This is a genomic window from Mycobacterium sp. (genome assembly GCF_039583805.1).
GTDB lineage: Bacteria > Actinomycetota > Actinomycetes > Mycobacteriales > Mycobacteriaceae > Mycobacterium.
In genome coordinates, this window is the sequence record NZ_JAVKSH010000083.1 from 1 (window position 1) to 16,786 (window position 16,786).

The 16,786-nt window shown below is 69.0% G+C and carries 15 protein-coding genes and 1 pseudogene; 2 read left to right on the forward strand and 14 right to left on the reverse strand.

The annotated features are described in order from the left end of the window. Nucleotides 1-219 precede the first annotated feature (219 nt). Nucleotides 220-1,614, forward strand: coding sequence for an NAD(P)/FAD-dependent oxidoreductase (locus ABDW21_RS12175; protein WP_343602073.1), 1,395 nt, complete (start codon nt 220-222; stop codon nt 1,612-1,614). An 81-nt stretch (nt 1,615-1,695) separates the two neighbouring features. On the opposite strand, the gene ABDW21_RS12180 is transcribed toward ABDW21_RS12175, so the two are convergent. The 12 genes and pseudogenes from ABDW21_RS12180 to ABDW21_RS12235 all read right to left on the reverse strand — a co-directional run bounded on the left by ABDW21_RS12180 (nt 1,696) and on the right by ABDW21_RS12235 (nt 13,494). Beyond that, nucleotides 1,696-2,829, reverse strand: a complete 1,134-nt coding sequence (locus tag ABDW21_RS12180; protein WP_343602072.1) for a 1,4-beta-xylanase — start codon at nt 2,827-2,829, stop codon at nt 1,696-1,698. A gap of 91 nt (nt 2,830-2,920) precedes the next feature. Next, nucleotides 2,921-4,001: pseudogene (locus ABDW21_RS12185) on the reverse strand (PLP-dependent transferase). After that, complete coding sequence (locus ABDW21_RS12190; protein ID WP_343602071.1) at nt 3,998-4,411, reverse strand: rhodanese-like domain-containing protein; 414 nt, start codon at nt 4,409-4,411, stop codon at nt 3,998-4,000. Before ABDW21_RS12190 ends, ABDW21_RS12185 begins: the two are co-directional and overlap by 4 nt. A 112-nt stretch (nt 4,412-4,523) precedes the next feature. Beyond that, nucleotides 4,524-5,687: a VWA domain-containing protein gene (locus ABDW21_RS12195; protein WP_343602074.1), complete on the reverse strand. Its 1,164-nt coding sequence runs from the start codon at nt 5,685-5,687 to the stop codon at nt 4,524-4,526. Then, nucleotides 5,684-6,301, reverse strand: a complete 618-nt coding sequence (locus tag ABDW21_RS12200; RefSeq protein WP_343602070.1) for an SRPBCC family protein — start codon at nt 6,299-6,301, stop codon at nt 5,684-5,686. The genes ABDW21_RS12195 and ABDW21_RS12200 overlap by 4 nt, the downstream gene beginning before the upstream one ends. 9 nt (nt 6,302-6,310) lie before the next feature. Next, nucleotides 6,311-7,201, reverse strand: coding sequence for a MoxR family ATPase (locus ABDW21_RS12205; RefSeq protein ID WP_343602069.1), 891 nt, complete (start codon nt 7,199-7,201; stop codon nt 6,311-6,313). Next, a complete protein-coding gene (locus ABDW21_RS12210; protein WP_343602067.1) occupies nt 7,180-7,773 on the reverse strand; it encodes an NTP transferase domain-containing protein in 594 nt (197 codons plus the stop codon). Before ABDW21_RS12210 ends, ABDW21_RS12205 begins: the two co-directional genes overlap by 22 nt. Further along, nucleotides 7,770-8,507 (reverse strand): XdhC family protein, encoded by a 738-nt coding sequence (locus ABDW21_RS12215; RefSeq protein ID WP_343602065.1) that lies wholly within the window; start codon nt 8,505-8,507, stop codon nt 7,770-7,772. The genes ABDW21_RS12210 and ABDW21_RS12215 overlap by 4 nt, the downstream gene beginning before the upstream one ends. A gap of 10 nt (nt 8,508-8,517) precedes the next feature. Next, the gene (locus ABDW21_RS12220) at nt 8,518-10,917 is read right to left on the reverse strand and encodes an aerobic carbon-monoxide dehydrogenase large subunit (RefSeq protein ID WP_343602064.1); all 2,400 of its coding nucleotides are present in this window, start codon (nt 10,915-10,917) and stop codon (nt 8,518-8,520) included. Next, nucleotides 10,914-11,399 (reverse strand): (2Fe-2S)-binding protein, encoded by a 486-nt coding sequence (locus tag ABDW21_RS12225; protein ID WP_343602063.1) that lies wholly within the window; start codon nt 11,397-11,399, stop codon nt 10,914-10,916. The genes ABDW21_RS12220 and ABDW21_RS12225 overlap by 4 nt, the downstream gene beginning before the upstream one ends. Nucleotides 11,400-11,401: 2 nt before the next feature. Beyond that, nucleotides 11,402-12,280, reverse strand: a complete 879-nt coding sequence (locus ABDW21_RS12230) for a xanthine dehydrogenase family protein subunit M (protein ID WP_343602062.1) — start codon at nt 12,278-12,280, stop codon at nt 11,402-11,404. A gap of 44 nt (nt 12,281-12,324) precedes the next feature. Further along, nucleotides 12,325-13,494 carry an XdhC family protein gene (locus tag ABDW21_RS12235; RefSeq protein ID WP_343710490.1) on the reverse strand — a complete coding sequence of 390 codons (1,170 nt, stop codon included), beginning with the start codon at nt 13,492-13,494 and terminating at the stop codon, nt 12,325-12,327. A gap of 24 nt (nt 13,495-13,518) precedes the next feature. Here ABDW21_RS12235 and ABDW21_RS12240 point away from each other — a divergent pair, with 24 nt between their 5' ends. Next, nucleotides 13,519-14,478 (forward strand): LysR family transcriptional regulator, encoded by a 960-nt coding sequence (locus ABDW21_RS12240; protein ID WP_343602060.1) that lies wholly within the window; start codon nt 13,519-13,521, stop codon nt 14,476-14,478. A 373-nt stretch (nt 14,479-14,851) separates the two neighbouring features. Here ABDW21_RS12240 and ABDW21_RS12245 read toward each other — a convergent pair whose 3' ends face one another. Both ABDW21_RS12245 and ABDW21_RS12250 read right to left on the reverse strand, forming a co-directional pair. After that, nucleotides 14,852-15,487 (reverse strand): PaaI family thioesterase, encoded by a 636-nt coding sequence (locus ABDW21_RS12245; RefSeq protein WP_343710491.1) that lies wholly within the window; start codon nt 15,485-15,487, stop codon nt 14,852-14,854. Beyond that, a complete protein-coding gene (locus tag ABDW21_RS12250) occupies nt 15,484-16,782 on the reverse strand; it encodes an adenylosuccinate synthase (protein WP_343710492.1) in 1,299 nt (432 codons plus the stop codon). The genes ABDW21_RS12245 and ABDW21_RS12250 overlap by 4 nt, the downstream gene beginning before the upstream one ends. Nucleotides 16,783-16,786 lie beyond the last annotated feature (4 nt).

Here is a 16,786-nt window from a genome sequence, read left to right on the forward strand (position 1 = left end):
GCCGTGGGCGCACAGTCGACGCCCTGGGCGCACAGTCGACGCCGTGGGCGCACAGTCGACGCGTACGACGTGCCGGCGCTGTCGACACCGACAGGTTTCGGGCCGGCCGCGAGCGGGGACTTGTCGAGAAGTCGCCGACGGCCCGCACACGGACGACTACCGTCATGGGCGACGCCCCACCCGTGACGCCGCATCGCGCAACGACCACAAGGAGGAGCCATGACCACGGCCGTCGCCAACCGACATCGCGTCGTCATCATCGGGTCCGGCTTCGGCGGCCTGACCGCGGCCAAGGCGCTCAAACGCGCCGACGTCGACGTCACGCTGATCTCCAAGACAACCAACCACCTGTTCCAGCCGCTGCTCTACCAGGTGGCCACCGGAATCCTGTCCGAGGGTGAGATCGCCCCGACCACCCGGCTGATCCTGCGCAAGCAGAAGAATGCGCGCGTGCTGCTCGGCGAGGTGGTGGGCATCGACCTGCACGCCCGAACGGTGACCTCCCGGCTGATGGCGATGAACACGGTGACGCCGTTCGACAGCCTCATCGTCGCCGCCGGCGCCCAGCAGTCCTATTTCGGCAACGACCAGTTCGCCACCTGGGCGCCGGGGATGAAGACCATCGACGACGCCCTGGAGCTGCGCGGCCGGATCCTGGGCGCGTTCGAAGCAGCCGAGGTCACCACCGATCCCGCCGACCGGGACCGCCGGCTGACCTTCGTGGTGGTCGGCGCCGGGCCGACAGGGGTCGAGGTGGCAGGCCAGATCGTCGAACTCGCCCACCGCACCCTGGCCGGCACATTTCGCACCATCAAGCCCAGCGATTGCCGGGTGGTCCTGCTCGACGCCGCGCCCGCGGTGCTGCCGCCGATGGGCGAGAATCTGGGCCGCAAAGCGGCACGCCGGTTGGAGAAGATGGGTGTCGAGATCCAGCTCAACGCGATGGTGACCGACGTCGACTACCGCGGCATCCAGATCAAGGACGAAACCGGCGCGCAACGCCGCATCGACTGCGCGTGCAAGGTGTGGGCGGCCGGCGTCGCGGCGAGCCCGCTGGGGAAAAGGCTCGCCGAGCAGTCCGACGGCACCGAAGTCGACCGTGCCGGAAGGGTTTTGGTGGAGCCGGATCTGACGGTCAAGGGCCACCCGAACGTCTTCGTCGTCGGCGACCTGATGGCCGTGCCCGGCGTGCCCGGGATGGCGCAGGGGGCGATCCAGGGCGCGACGTACGCGACCAAGGCGATCAAATGCGCGGTCAAGGGCCGCGACGACCCGGCCGAGCGCAAGCCCTTCACGTATTTCGACAAGGGCAGCATGGCGACCATCTCGCGGCACAGCGCCGTCGCGAAGGTCGGCAAGCTGGAGTTCGGCGGATACATCGCGTGGCTGGCCTGGCTGGTGCTGCACCTGTATTACCTCGTCGGGTTCAAAAACCGCTTCACCACGGTGCTCGCGTGGTTCATCTCCTTCATGGGCCGCGGTCGCGGGCAGATGGCGATCACCAGCCAGATGATCTACGCCAGGCTGGCGATGAGCATGGTGGCCGCCCAAACCCAGGAGGTCCTGGCCGCAGCCGAGCACGCCGAACACGCCGAACAGCACGCCGCCGGATAGCTGCGCCCACTCGTTGAAATCGAATTCAGCTCCAGCGCAGAGCCTTTCACCCACAGACCACTCTCAGTGACTCGGTGACCACTAGGACGAACTGCTGGTGCTCAGCCTGCGGATCGCCTGGATTTCATTGTCCCGGTAAGGTTTGCCGTCCGAGTGTAGCAGGTCGTGGAACCACACTTTGGGTATCGACGGGTAGGGATGGTCCCACGAGTCCCAGGGGAAATACGTCTGGGTCTTGCCGGCCACGAAGCCCCAGTTGAACGCGCCCACGTTGTGGCGCTTAGCAATCGGCAGGATTCTCTCGACGGTGCTGCCCAGCGGACGGGCCATGTACTCGGTGCACAGGATCGGGCGTCCCAGCGGGGCAAGTTCGCCGATGCGGTTCTCGAAGCCGGCCGGTCCGGCATACGAGTGGAAGCTGACGACGTCGGAATTGCCCAGCTGGATGTCCGCGATGGTGCTGCGCTGCCGAGGGTCTGCCCAGTAGCCCTGCCACACGCCGCTGGTCAACGGCTGCCTCGGGTTGACCGACCTGGCCCACTGGAAAACCTGGGGCAACAGCTCGGCCACCAGTTGCTGTTTGTCGCCGCGCTCGACGCCGCGGTACTGGCGGGCCGGATTGTCGGGTTCGTTCCACACATCCCAGCCCAGCACCCGCTCGTCGCTGCGGAACTGGCCGACCACCCCGGTGATGTAGTCGCGCAGCACGTTCCGGTAATGGCGGTCGCCGACGCGTTCGGCGCCCGGGCTTTGCACCCACCCGGAATTGTGCACACCGGGGCGTGGGGCACGCTGCGGCCCGGACTTGGGGGATGGATCCCAGCACGAGTCGAACAAGACAAACATCGGCTTGATGCGGTGACGCGCCGCGATCGCTACGAACCGCGAAAGGCGTTGCTGGAAGCCGCGGCGGTCGGTTGCCCACAGTTGGTCGTGCAGAAACACCCGCATCGTGTTGAAGCCGTGAAACTGCGCCCAGCCCAGTTCGGCGTCGATGCGCCGAGGGTCGAACGTCGCGGCCTGAAACATTTCCAGCTGGTTGATGGCGGTGGCGGGAATGTAGTTCGCGCCCAACAGCCAACCTTGTTCCTCATACCACATTTTGGCACGGTCAACCGACCACCGGCCGGGATCGGCGGCGGCCCGGGGAGCACGCATCAACGCCGTTCCGGCGCCCAGCAGCAGCGGCAGTTGCAGAACCGCTCGACGACGCACAAATTGACGATAAGTCGCCCGAACCGCCATCCCCGGCATTTGCGCGTCGCGTCGCGCGGCGTGTTTCTCGACGGCCCGTGCAGCGGGCGCGTCAGCGCAATGCCTGCTCCAGATCGGCGATCAGGTCGTCGGTGTTCTCCAGGCCCACCGAAATGCGGACCACGCCGTCGCCCAGCCCGATGGCCGCGCGCCCCTCCGGCCCCATGGCCCGGTGGGTTGTCGTCGCCGGATGGGTGACAAGGGATTTCGCGTCGCCGAGGTTGTTGGAGATGTTGATCAGCCGAAGCTTGTCCAGCACGTCGAAGGCCCGCTGCTTGGCGGCGTGCTCCGGCGCGTCGAGCTCGAACGTGACGACGGTGCCGCCGCCGGACATCTGCTGCCTGGCCAACTCGTACTGCGGGTGCGACGCCAGGTACGGGTAGCGCACCCACCGCACCGCCGGATGACCCTGCAGATATTCGGCGATCCGCTGCGCCGAAGCGTTGCTGTAGTAGACTTGAACAGCAAGCGTCTCAAGGCCTTTCAGCAGTATCCAGGCGTTGAAGGCGCTGATCGCCGGACCGGTGTGCCGCATAAGCTTATGTACCGGGCCGTCGATGTACTGCCGGTCGCCGAGGATCGCCCCACCCAGCACCCGGCCCTGCCCATCCAGATGCTTGGTGCCGGAATACACCACCAAGTCGACACCCAGCGGAAAGCCCCGTTGCAGCAGCGGTGTGGCAAACACGTTGTCCAGCACTACCTTCGCCCCGGCAGCGTGGGAAAGCTCGACCACCGCCGCGATGTCCACCAGCGACTGCATCGGGTTCGACGGTGTCTCGAAGAACACCGCCCGGGTCGGCAGCGAGAGGGCCTGCTCCCACTGGTCGAGGTTGTCGCCGTCGACGAAGACGGTCTCGATCCGCCGGCCCGCCTTCGATCAGGCGCAGCCGTTCCTCGAACATGGTGACAGTCGGGTTGCCGTAGCGGGAATACACGTAGCGGTCGGTCTCGCCGGCGAACGCCCGCTCCGCGTCGGCCGCGGAATCGTAGACATACCCCGACGCCAGATACATCGCCTCGGCCGTCTCGTCGAACTGCGAACGCAGCACTCCGCCGCGCACCCCGATGGTGGCCGGACCTACGCCGTCGGGCAGCGGCGGTGGTGTGCGGATCGACGCTTGCCCGGTCACGACTGCGTCCACGGCAGGCCACACGCGCGCCATCCGGTCGCGCCCCGGTGGCCGGCGGCGTCGAGATGGCCTTCGAAGCCGTCGAGCACGTTGTAGGCCGGGGTGATACCGGCCGCGGTCGCGGCTTCGGCGGCGCCGATCGAACGGTGACCCGAGCGGCACACGAATACCACCGGCCGGTCCCGGCGGGCCGGCACCTGTTCCAGCAAGTCGGCGACGAAGCACTCGTTGCGGCGCCCGTCGACCCTGTTCCATTCGATGCAGACGACCTCCCGGCCCAGGCTGGACAAGTCGGGAACACCGACGAAACACCATTCGGCGTCGGTGCGCACGTCGACCAGCACCGCCTGCGGGTTGTCTGCCAGCAGCTGCCACGCCTGCTGCGGCGTGATGTCTCCGGCGTAGCTCACCCGCCCGAGTCTCGCACACTTCGCCGCGCGGGCAGACGCCAGCATTCGGGCGGCGCCCGCGGCGTGGCTGCACCGGTCACAGTCCGGCTCCAGGCTGAGGCTATCGGCCCGCTCACCCCCGGCCGGCCAGCGCCGCGAACAGCTCCCGCAACCCCGCCAGCGAGTGAGCCGGCAGGAACAAATCACAGTGCGGCAGGGCTGCCGCCATCGATCTGGTCAGCGGCCGGTACCCGCTGTCGGCGGCCCGCGGGTTGAGCCAGATCAGCAGTTCGGCGCGGCGGCGCACCCGGGCCAACGCGTGCCCGAGCACCTCGGGCCGATCACTGTCCCAGCCGTCCGAGGCGACGATCACCACCGCGCCGCGCAGCGCGTTGCCGTGCGGCGCGGCCAACAGCGCCTCGACGCTGCGACCAAGATGCGTTCCGCCGAACCGGTCGGTGACCTTCGCGTTCGCCCGGTCCAGCGCCACCTCGGGCGAGCGGTGCGCCAGCGCCGACGTCAGCCGGGTCAGCGTCGTCGAGAACGCGAACACCTCGGGGCGGATACCGGCCCGGCGCAGCAGCGCGGCCCGCATCAAGTGCACGTAGATCGCCGCGTACGGCCGCATCGACCGGCTGACGTCGCAGACCAGCACCACCCGCCGCAGCCGGCGGCGCCGGCGGGTGCGGGCCAGATTCACCACCTCCCAGCCGGTCGACCGCGACCCGGTCATGGTCCGGCGCAGGTCGATTCGTTTGCCGTGCCGGCTGGACTCCAGCCGCAGCGTGCGCCGGCGCGGCCAGTGCGCCACCGACCGCTCCAGCCACAACCCGAGCAGCCGCAGATCGTCGGGGTCGAAATGGTCGAAAGGCTCCGCGATGCGGGCCACTAGGCGGCTGGGCAGCGGGTCGGCCACCGCGCGCTCGCGACCGCTCGCGCGCTTGCGCGGGGTTGCCCACGGCAGGGCGGCGGCGCCGTCGGCACCCGGCCGCCGGCGCGCACCCGGCGCGGTGGACCCGGTGGTCCACGCCCGCGCTGGCACGCCCGCCGGGGCGTCGCCGAAGACGGCGGCGAACACCGAATCGAACGGGTTCAGGTCCTCCATCCGGTTGACCAGGGTCAGCCGCGCAGCCCAATACAGCTCAGAACGGTTGTGCGGCCGTAGCTTTCGAAGTGCCTGCACGAAACCCGCCGGACCGCTGGCCGACACCAGCACGCCGGCGTCGCGCAGCCGGGCCACCACGGCCGTCGCGAACGCGGCCAGGTCGACCCCCGGAAACAACGCCGCGGCGCTCACCGTCGGCGGCGCAGCCACCACGCCAGGACCACCAACACCGATGCCGCCGCCAGCGCCAGCGCGTAGCCGCGCAGCTTCGTGCCGGCGGCTAGGTCGATCAGGTTGATGGGAGCCGGCTCGGCGGGTGTTTGCGCGGTGTCGACGACGGGCTCGTCTGCGGCGCCCGGCTTTTGCGACGCCAGCTTCGCCTCCAGGGCATCCACGAACTGGCCGAGCAGCTTCTCCGACACCTGCTGCAGCATGCCGCTGCCGAACTGGGCGAGCTTGCCGACGATCTTCAGGTCGGTGTCGACCGTGACGCGGGTACGCTCCCCGGCCTCGTGCAGCTGGGCGGTGACGGTGGCGGCCGCGTTGCCGGTGCCGCGCGCCTCCCTGCCCTTGCCGTCGATGACGGCGCGGTGCTGGTCGCGGTCCTGCTCCACGAAGCGTGCCTTGCCGCTGAATTCACTGGTCACCGGGCCGACCTTGACCTTGACCTTGCCCAGGAAATCCTCGCCGTCCCGGCCGACCAGCGACGCTCCGGGCATCAGCGGGATCACCTGTTCCAAGTCGGTCAGCACATCCCAGGCCGCTTCGATCGGGGCGCTGACGGTGAACTCGTTGGCAATCTTCATGACGTCCTCTCAGGTGTTGCTGTAGCCGGCCAGCGCGCCGCGGACCAGGGTGGCGTCGTCGGGGGTTTTCGCCAGGGCGCCGAGGCTGGTCAGCGCGCCGGGATCGGCGAGGTCGGCGACCTGCAGCGACACCAGCGCGGCGACCCAGTCGATGGTCTCGGCGATGCCGGGCGGCTTGTCCAGGTCGAGATCTCTTGCAGCGGAAACGAAATGGGTGGCGTGCTCGATCAGTGGCGCCGTCGCCCCGGGCACCGTCCGGCGGACAATCGCCGCTGCCCGCGACGGCTCCGGATAGTCGATCCAGTGATACAGGCAGCGCCGCCGCAGTGCGTCGTGCAGGTCGCGGCTGCGGTTGGACGTGAGCACCGCGACCGGTGGGCGTTCGGCGACGAAAGTGCCCAGCTCCGGGACGGTGACCGCGGACTCCCCCAGGAACTCCAGCAACAGCGCCTCGAACTCGTCGTCGGCCCGGTCGATTTCGTCGATCAGCAGCACCGGCGGTGTGGGCCCGCGGTGCCGCACGCACTGCAGGATGGGCCGGTCGACCAGGTACCGCTCGGTGTAGAGGTCGGCTTCGTCGATACCGGCGCCGCGCGCCTCGGCCAGCCTGATCGACAGTAGCTGACGCTGGTAATTCCAGTCGTAGAGCGCCTCGCTGGCGGTCAGCCCCTCGTAGCACTGCAGCCGGACCAGCGGTGTATCCAGCACCGTGGCAAGCGTTTTGGCCGCCGTGGTTTTGCCGACCCCGGGCTCGCCTTCCAGTAGCAGCGGCCGGCCGAGCGTCACCGCCAGGTAGACCGCCGACGCGGTGCCGACATCGAGCAAGAAGTCGTGCGCGTCGAACCGGCCGATGACGTCGTCGACGCCGACAAACAGTGTCACCGCGACACCGATTCGCATAGTCGCCGGTAGTCGTCCCAGGTGTCGACGTCCGGCGGAACGGCCCCGTCCACCGCCAGTTCACGAACCGGGAACCGGCCCGACTCCAGCAGCCGCCACACCGCCTTGTCACCGCGCAGCCGTGCGAGTTCACCGAACACGCTGCGGCTCAACCAGAACGGGTGCCCCACCCCGTCGGAGTAGTGGCATACCGTCACCGTGCTCGCCGGTCCCTCGGCGGCGAGCCGGCGCAGCACGGCCGGCTGCACACCCGGCTGATCGCCGAGCATCAGCACGATACCCGCGGCACCGGGTTCGACACGACCCACCGCGACCCGCAGCGACGCCGCGCACCCGGCGCCGAAGTCGTCGACGGGCACCACGTCGACACCGTCTAGGCCCACCACCGCGCGCACCGCGGCCGCCGCACCGCCCAGGGTGACGATCAGCTGATCGAACCCGGCGGCGCGCGCGGCGTCGAGAGTGGCCCCGAGCAACGTCGTATCCCGGTATGGCAGAACCTGTTTGGGTGTGCCGAGCCGACGTGAGCCACCGGCCGCCAACACGACACCGGTCACCCGCGGCACCGTCACGCACCGACCTTCGACCCGCTCACGGGCAGACCATCGACCCGCATACTCTTGATCAGCTCGGCGACGATCGACACCGCCACCTCCGCCGGCGTCGTGGCGCCGATGGCCAGCCCGACCGGGGTGTGCACCCGGGCCCGCTCCTGCGCGGACAGGTGCAGCCCGTCCAGGATCGCCGCGCCGCGGACCGTGCTGGCCACCAGACCGACGTAGCCGACCCCGGCGTCAAGTGCCGCGCGGACGATGTCACCTTCCGGCCCGCCGTGGCTGGCGATCACCACCGCGGTGGCGACGAATGGCGGCTCGGTGTCGTCGCGGCACGTCTGGTAGCCGAGGGTCTCGCACAACCGGGTCAGCGCGTCGGCGATCGGGGTGGCACCGTGGATCACGATCAGCGGGGCCGGGAGCTGCGGGGCCAGAAAGATTTCCAGCGCGCCGCTGGACAGGCACGGGTTGACGACGACGCGGGCGCCGGTAGCTTCCGGGAAGTGCACGTCACCGTCGGGCAACACCCGCAGCAGCACGCTCTCGCCGGCCTGCAGCGCACCGAGCGCGGACGTGCGCACTGAGTTCTGCGCGCAGTGCCCGCCGACGAACCCCTCGATCGTCCCGTCGGCCAGCACTATCGCCTGATCACCCGGACGCGCCGAGGTCGGCTGCTGGGCCCGTACCACCGTCGCGTGCACGAACGGGGTCCGGTCACGCGAAAGTTGTTCAGCGCGTTCGCTGATGGTCATCCTCGCCACGCTAGATTGGCGGTGCCGCGCGGCCCCGCATGGCCTCCCACACCCGCGAGGGCGTCAACGGCATGTCTGCGTGCCGGACCCCGAACGGCGCCAACGCATCCACTACGGCGTTGACCACGGCGGGCGGCGACCCGACGGTGGCCGACTCGCCGATGCCCTTCGCGCCGATCGGATGGTGCGGCGACGGGGTGACGGTGTGCCCGGTCTCCAGGTGCGGCACCTCCAGCGCGGTCGGGATCAGATAGTCCATCAGCGAGCCGCCCAGGCAGTTGCCCTGCTCGTCGAACGCGATCATCTCCATCAGCGCCATCCCGATCCCGTCCACGATGCCACCGTGCACCTGGCCTTCGATGATCATCGGGTTGATCCGGGTGCCGCAGTCGTCGACCGCCAGAAATCGGCGCACCGTGACCACGCCGGTGCCGGGGTCGACGTCTACGACGCAGAAGTACGCGCCATACGGATACGTCAGATTGGTTGGGTTGTAGCATACTTCGGCGTCCAGTCCACCTTCGATGCCGTCCGGCAGATCGCCCGCACCGTGCGCTCGCATTGCGATCTGAGCGATGGTCACCGAGGCCGACGGGTCACCCTTGACGTGGAACGAGCCCTTCGCCCATTCCAGGTCGGCGACCGAGACCTCCAGCATGCCCGACGCGATGATCTTGGCCTTGTCGCGTACCTTGCGGGCGACCAATGCCGCGGCCGCACCCGATACCGGGGTCGAACGGCTGCCGTAGGTTCCCAGCCCGAACGGGGTCTGGTCGGTGTCGCCGTGCACCACCTCGATGTCGTCGGGCGGGATGCCCAGCTCCTCGGCGACGATCTGGGCGAACGTCGTTTCGTGTCCCTGCCCTTGCGTCTGAACCGAAAGCCGCACAACGGCTTTCCCGGTAGGATGTACCCGCAGCTCGCAGCCGTCGGCCATTCCGAGCCCGAGGATGTCCATGTCTTTGCGGGGGCCGGCGCCCACCGCCTCGGTGAAGAACGACATCCCGATGCCCATCAGCTGACCGCGGGCACGTCGCTCTTTCTGCTCGGCGCGCAGCGCCTTGTAGCCGATCATCTCCATGGCTTTGCGTAGGGTGGTCTCGTAGTCGCCCGAGTCATAGACCCAGCCGGTTTTGGTCGTGTACGGGAACTGTTCGGGTTTGATCAGGTTTTGCAGTCGCAGTTCGGTCGGGTCCATTTTCAGCTCGTAGGCCAGGCAATCCACCATCCGCTCCACCAGATAGACCGCCTCGGTGATGCGGAACGAGCAGGCATAGGCCACCCCGCCGGGCGCCTTGTTGGTATACACCGCGGTCTGGTGGCAGTAGGCAGCCTGCAGGTCGTAGCTGCCGGTGAACACGCCGAAGAACCCCGCCGGGTACTTCACCGGAGCGGCTTGGCCGTTGAACGCGCCGTGGTCGGCCAGCACGTGGACGCGCAGCGCCAGGATCTTGCCGTCGGAGGTGGCGGCGATCTCGCCGACCATGATGTAGTCACGGGCAAAGCTTGTGCTGGTGAGGTTTTCGCTGCGGTCCTCCATCCACTTGACCGGCTTGCCCAACAACAGCGATCCGACTATCGCGCACACGTAGCCGGGGTAGATCGGCACCTTGTTGCCGAAACCTCCGCCGATGTCCGGCGAGATGACCCGGATCTTGTGTTCGGGCAGACCCGCCACCAACGCGTAGAGCGTGCGGTGCGCGTGCGGGGCCTGCGAGGTGGTCCACAGCGTCAGTTTTCCGGTGACCGGATCCAGATCGGCGACCGCGCCGCAGGTTTCCATCGGCGCCGGATGCACCCGCGGGTACACCATCTCCTGGGTGACCACGACGTCGGCGGTGGCGAACACCGCCTCGGTGGCGACGGCGTCACCGGTCTCCCAGTCGAAGATGTGGTTGTCGCTCTTGCCCTCCAGGTCGTCGCGAATCACCGGAACGCCGGGGTCCAACGCCCGGCGCGCGTCGACGACAGGGTCGAGCGGCTCGTAGTCGACCTCGATCAGCTCCAGCGCGTCTCGGGCCGAATAGCGGTCCTCGGCGACGACGAACGCCACCTCCTGACCCTGGAAGCGCACCTTGTCGGTGGCCAGCACCGCCTGCACGTCGTTCGACAGCGTCGGCATCCACGCCAGCCCCTTCTCGGCCAGATCGGCACCGGTGACCACCGCCTTCACCTTCGGATGTGCCTGTGCCGCAGAGGTGTCGACGGCGACGATGCGGGCGTGCGCATACGGCGAACGCAGGATCGCACAGTGCAGCATGCCGGGCAGGTTGATGTCGTCGACGTAGGTGCCGCGGCCCCGGATGAAACGCGGATCCTCCTTGCGCAGCATCCGGCCGTGCCCGCACGGCTTCTGGTCGTTGTCGGCCACATCTTCCGGGCTCGGCGGACGAGACTCCAGCGTGGTCATGACGTCACCTGCGCTTCCCTGGGATGCGCTGCCGCCCACTGGATGGAGCGCACGATGGTGGTGTAGCCGGTGCAGCGGCAGATCTGCCCGGAGATCGCCTCGCGGATGGTCTGTTCGTCGGGGTTGGGGTTGCGGTCCAGCAGCGCGCGGGCGGTGATCATCATCCCGGGTGTGCAGAAACCGCACTGCAGACCGTGGCAGCGCATGAAACCCTCCTGCACCGGGTCGAGCCCGCCCGACGCGGTGTCCTCCAGGCCCTCCACGGTCCGCACACTGTGACCGGACGCCATCGCGGCCAGCACGGTGCACGACTTCACCGGCACGCCGTCCATCTCGACCACGCAGGTTCCGCAGTTGGATGTGTCACAGCCCCAATGGGTTCCGGTGAGCCGCAACTCATCCCGCAGAAAGTGCACGAGCAGCATCCGGGGTTCCACGTCGGCGCTGACCTGCTCACCGTTGACGGTCATCGTCACCTGCATGGCTACTCCTTCGTCGCGCGAACCCGGTCGACCGCTGTGCGCAGTGTGCGCCGGGTCAGCTCGCCGGCAAGGTGCCGCTTGTACTCGGCGGTGCCGCGGATATCGGTCACCGGTTCGCAGGCCTGCGCCGCCTGCTGAGCGGCCTCGGCCAGCACGTCGTCGCTTGGCTCCCGCCCGACCAGCGTCTGCCCGACCGCAGCCAACGCCTCCGGGTCGGGGTTCACCGCCGTCAAACCCACACGAGCGGAGGCAATCACGCCACCTTCGAGGGTGATCGTCGCTCCAGCGGCGGTGACGGCCCAGTCGCCGACCCGGCGTTCTACTTTCGCGTATGCGCTGGATGTGTTGTGCCGCAACGGTATCCGGACCTCTATCAGCATCTCGTTGTGGGCCAGCGATGTTTCGTAGGGCCCCGCGGTGAAGTCGTCGATGGCGATCTCGCGTTCCCCGGACGGGCCGCGGACTAGGCACACCGCGCCCAGCACGGTGCACACCGTCGTCAGATCCTCGGCCGGATCGGCCTGGCACAACGACCCGCCGACGGTGCCGCGGTTACGGACCACCGGATCGGCGATCACCCGCTCGGCGTCGCGGAAGATCGGGCACACGGCGGCCAGCGGATCGGACTCCAGCACGTCCCGGTGCCGGGTCATGGCGCCGATGCGCACCAGCGTCGGGTCGGTGACGACATACCCCAGCTCCAGTGCCAGGTCGTTGATGTCGATCAGATATTCGGGGTTGGCGATCCGCAGCTTCATCATCGGCAGCAGGCTGTGCCCGCCGGCGACGATCATCGCCCCGTCACCCAACCGGTCCAGCAGGCCGACGGCGTGGTCGACGCTGGTGGCGCGTTCGTATTCGAAAGGTCCGGGCACCTGCATGTGACCACCCTCACACCGCGCCCAACCGGGCGTCAACGGCAAGTTCAGGGATCACTGAACCAGGTGTCGCGGGGGTCGTGGTGGATCCGGCCGTCGATGTCGGACAGCCGCCGGCCGCCGCCGCCCCAACGCCGCGCGACGATGTCGGCCGCGACCGAGACGGCGGTCTCCTCCGGTGTCCGAGCTCCCAGGTCCAGCCCGATCGGGCTGGCCAGCCGGCTCAGCTCCGCGTCGCTCAGGCCCGCGTCCCGCAGCCTGGCCAGCCGGTCCCGGTGGGTCCGGCGCGACCCCATCGCGCCGACGTAGCCCACGTCGAGCCGCAACGCCACCTGCAGCACCGGGATGTCGAATTTCGGATCGTGGGTCAGCACGCAGATCACCGTGTCGCGGTCGACGGCGCCGGCCCGCGCCTGCGCGCCAAGATAGCGGTCCGGCCAGTCGACGACGACCTCGTCGGCGGTCGGGAAGCGCGCCGCCGTCGCGAACACCGCGCGGGCGTCGCAGACGGTGACCCGATAACCCAGAAACGAGCCCTGCCGCGCCAGGGCCGCGGCGAAGTCGATCGCGCCGAACACCAGCATCCGCGGGCGCGGGGCATAGCTGGCGACGAAGACCTCCATGCCCTGGTCCAGGCGCTGCCCGTCCGGACCCAAGCACAGCACCTCGCTGCGGCCGGCGGCGAGCAGGCCGCGGGCGTCGTCGATGACGGCGGTGTCGGCGCCGGCGGTGTCGGCGCCGGCGGCGCCCAGCGACCCGGTGGCGCTGTCCGGCCGGACCACCAGCCGGCGTCCGAGCCGGTCGGGGTCGGGATGGGCGATGACGGTCGCCACCGCGACCGGACGGTGCGCCGCGACGTCGCCGGCCACCTCGGCCAACTGAGGGAACGTCTCGGCGCAGACCGCCTCAACGAACACGTCAATGACGCCGCCGCAGGTCAGGCCGACCGCGAACGCTCCGTCGGATTCGGGACTGCCGCTGACCCCGAAGCGTTCCAGCCGCGGTGTCCGGGTGCGGGCCACCTCGACGGCCAGCTCGTAGACCGCGCCCTCGACGCAGCCGCCCGACACCGACCCGCCGACCGTCCCGTCCGGGGCCACCACCATCGCCGCGCCCGGCGGCCGCGGCGCAGAACGAAACGTGCGCACCACGGTTGCGACGCCCGCCGTGTCCCCGGCGGACCAGATCGACATCAGGTCGGCAAGCACGTCCCGCACGGCTTCCAAAGTAGGCTTCGTGTCATGACCCCGGCTCAACTTCGGGCCTATTCGGCGGTGGTGCGGCTGGGCTCGGTGCGGGCGGCCGCCGCGGAGCTGGGCCTGTCCGACCCCGGCGTGTCGATGCACATTGCGGCGCTGCGCAAGGAGCTCGACGACCCGTTGTTCAGCCGGACCGGGGCGGGCCTGGCGTTCACGCCCGGTGGCCTTCGGCTGGCCAGCCGGGCCGTGGAAATCCTGGGGCTGCAACAACAAACCGCGATCGAGGTGACCGAGGCCGCGCACGGCCGGCGGCTGCTGCGCATCGCCGCGTCCAGTGCGTTCGCCGAACACGCCGCCCCGGGACTGATCGAGTTGTTCTCCTCGCGCGCAGACGATTTGTCCGTCGAGTTGAGCGTGCATCCGGCCGGCCGGTTCGACGACCTGATCCTGTCTCGCGCGGTGGACATCGCACTCGGCCCCGCCGGCCGAAACTGCGCCGACGAAGCACTCGTCGTGCGGCCGTTTTTGAAGTACCAGATCATCGCCGTCACGACACCGGACAGCTCACTGGCACGAGGTGTTCCGAGCGCCGCACAGCTGCGCGAGCAGGACTGGATGCTCGGCCCGTCAGCAGGCAGTGCCGACGGTGAGATCGCCTGCATGCTGCGGAATCTGGCCATCCCGGAGGTGCGGCAGCGGATCTTTCAGAGCGACGCCGCCGCACTCGAGGAGGTGCAGCGCGTCGGCGGGGTCACGCTGACCATCGGGTTCGCCGTCGCCAAAGACCTTGCCGCCGGCCGTATGCGGCACGTGACCGGGCCGGGGCTGCAGGTGTCGGGCCAGTGGAGCGCGTCGACGCTGCCACCGTCGGCCCGTCAGCCCGCGGTGTCGGAGCTGGTCGGCTTTATCACCACACCGCGATGCACCCAGGCGATGATCCGCGGCACCGGGGTTGGCGTGACCCGGTTTCGCCCCAAAGTTCATGTCACGCTGTGGAGCTGAAGCTGACGGCGGCGACCCGCCGCACCCGGCCCACCCCCGAACAGACCAAACCCAAGGCCTGGACGTCGCGGGACGAGCCGAAAACACCTATCCCCTAGATTGATTGGCGCTGCATGACCCACAACAGGTCAACTCTGGGTGGTTGCGCTCATAAGTTGGGCTGACGTTAAGGATCGTGTCACCAGGTCTGCAGCACAGCCAGATAGATGTGGCTGACGAGGCGTGTGGGTCGACCCTATTCAGCCCGGCCGCACCGAACGTGAAGCCGTTGCGACCACCCGGTGAACCAAGGCCGGATTTTCCGCAAGGGCTTCACGTTCGGTGACCTGACCCCCGGTGCACGCCACCCCGACGAACGTCCGAGCGAGACCACCTAGGGCTGGCCCGGCAGCAGCCGCACCATCAGCGCGCTGGCCTCGGCCAGCAGCGTGTCGTCACCGTCGACCAGTTCAGCGCCGACGAAGGCCTTGCGCCCCGCGGTTTCGGTGACACGGCCCCGCACCGTCAGCGGGGTGTCGATCGGGGTGACCTTACGGTAGTCCACGTGCAGGAACCCGGTCCTGCTGATCGGCCGTCCGGCGGCGTGCACCACCATGCCGAAGAGGTGGTCGAACAGCAGCGGGAGCACCCCGCCGTGCACCGCCGAGTTGCCGCCGACGTGGAACCGCTGGAAATGACCCTGCATCTCCACCCCGTCGACGTCGAACCTGGTCATCTTCCAGGGCGGCAACAGCAGGCTGCCCATGCCCGGCAGCTGCGGCGTCCGGCCGGCCGGCGACCGGCCTTCGGCGGCCCGGAACGGCGCCAGTAGGGCGGCCAGCGCCTCGGCGCGGTCGGCGGCCTGCTCCCACAGGTCGTCGGCGGGATCGACGGACACCGCCAGGTCCTGCAGGCGGCGCATCGCGGTGACGAACCGCCCGAAACCCGGCCCGGGGCTGGCGACGCCGTACTCCGGAAAGCCGCCGTGCCGCTGGTATTCAGGGTCGAGCCGGTCGGGATCATCGGTCACGGGCGGGCCGCCAGCACGTCGCGGCGCACGATCGTCTGGTCCCGGCCCGGGCCCACCCCGATACACGAAACCTGCGCTCCGGCAAGCTCTTCCAGCCGCGAGACGTAGTCACGCGCCTTCGCCGGCAGCTCGTCGAAATCGCGCGCCCCGGAGATGTCCTCCCACCAGCCGGGCAGTTCCTGGTAGATCGGTTGCGCGCGGGACAGAACACTCTGGGTCATCGGCATGTCGTGGGTGCTCTTGCCGTCGACGGTGTATCCGACGCACACCGGAACGGTTTCCAGGCTGGACAGCACGTCGAGCTTGGTCACGAAGTAGTCGGTGATGCCGTTGACTCTGGTCGCGTAGCGGGCCACCACGGCGTCGAACCAGCCGCAGCGGCGGCGCCGGCCGGTGGTGACGCCGAACTCGGTGCCGGTTTTGGACAGGTACTCGCCCTGCTCGTCGAACAGTTCGGTGGGGAACGGGCCCGAGCCGACGCGGGTGGTGTAGGCCTTGAGGATGCCCAGCACGGTGGTGATCCGGGTGGGGCCGATGCCCGAGCCGACGGCCGCGCCGCCCGCCGTCGGGTTCGACGACGTCACGTATGGGTAAGTGCCGTGGTCGACGTCGAGCAGGGTGCCCTGCGACCCTTCCAGAAGCACCGTTTCGCCGGCCTCCAGCGCCGCGTTGAGCAGCAGCCGGGTGTCGGCGATGCGACGCTTGAAACTTTCGGCCTGCTCCAGCAGCGTCTCGACCACCTGCGACGGGTCCAGCGCCTTGCGGTTGTAGATCTTCACCAGCACCTGGTTTTTGAACTCACAGGCGGCCTCAACCTTCTGCGCGAGCAGCTCGGGGTCGAAGACGTCGGCCATCCGTATCCCCATCCGGGCGATCTTGTCCTGGTAGCAGGGTCCGATACCGCGGCCGGTGGTGCCGATCTTCTTGCTGCCCATGTAGCGCTCGGTGACCTTGTCGATGGCGACGTGGTAGGGCATCAACAGGTGCGCGTCGGCGGAGATCAGCAGCCGCGAGGTGTCGACGCCGCGATCCTGCAGGCCTTGCAGCTCGTCGAGCAGCACCCCGGGGTCGACCACGACGCCGTTGCCGATCACGTTGGTGACACCGGGCGTCAGCACGCCTGACGGGATGAGGTGCAGGGCGAAGTTCTCGCCGGTGGGCAACACGACGGTGTGGCCGGCGTTGTTGCCGCCCTGGTAGCGCACCACCCACTGCACGCGCCCGCCGAGCAGGTCGGTGGCTTTGCCTTTGCCCTCGTCGCCCCACTGGGCGCCGATCAGGACTATTGCCGGCATGGCT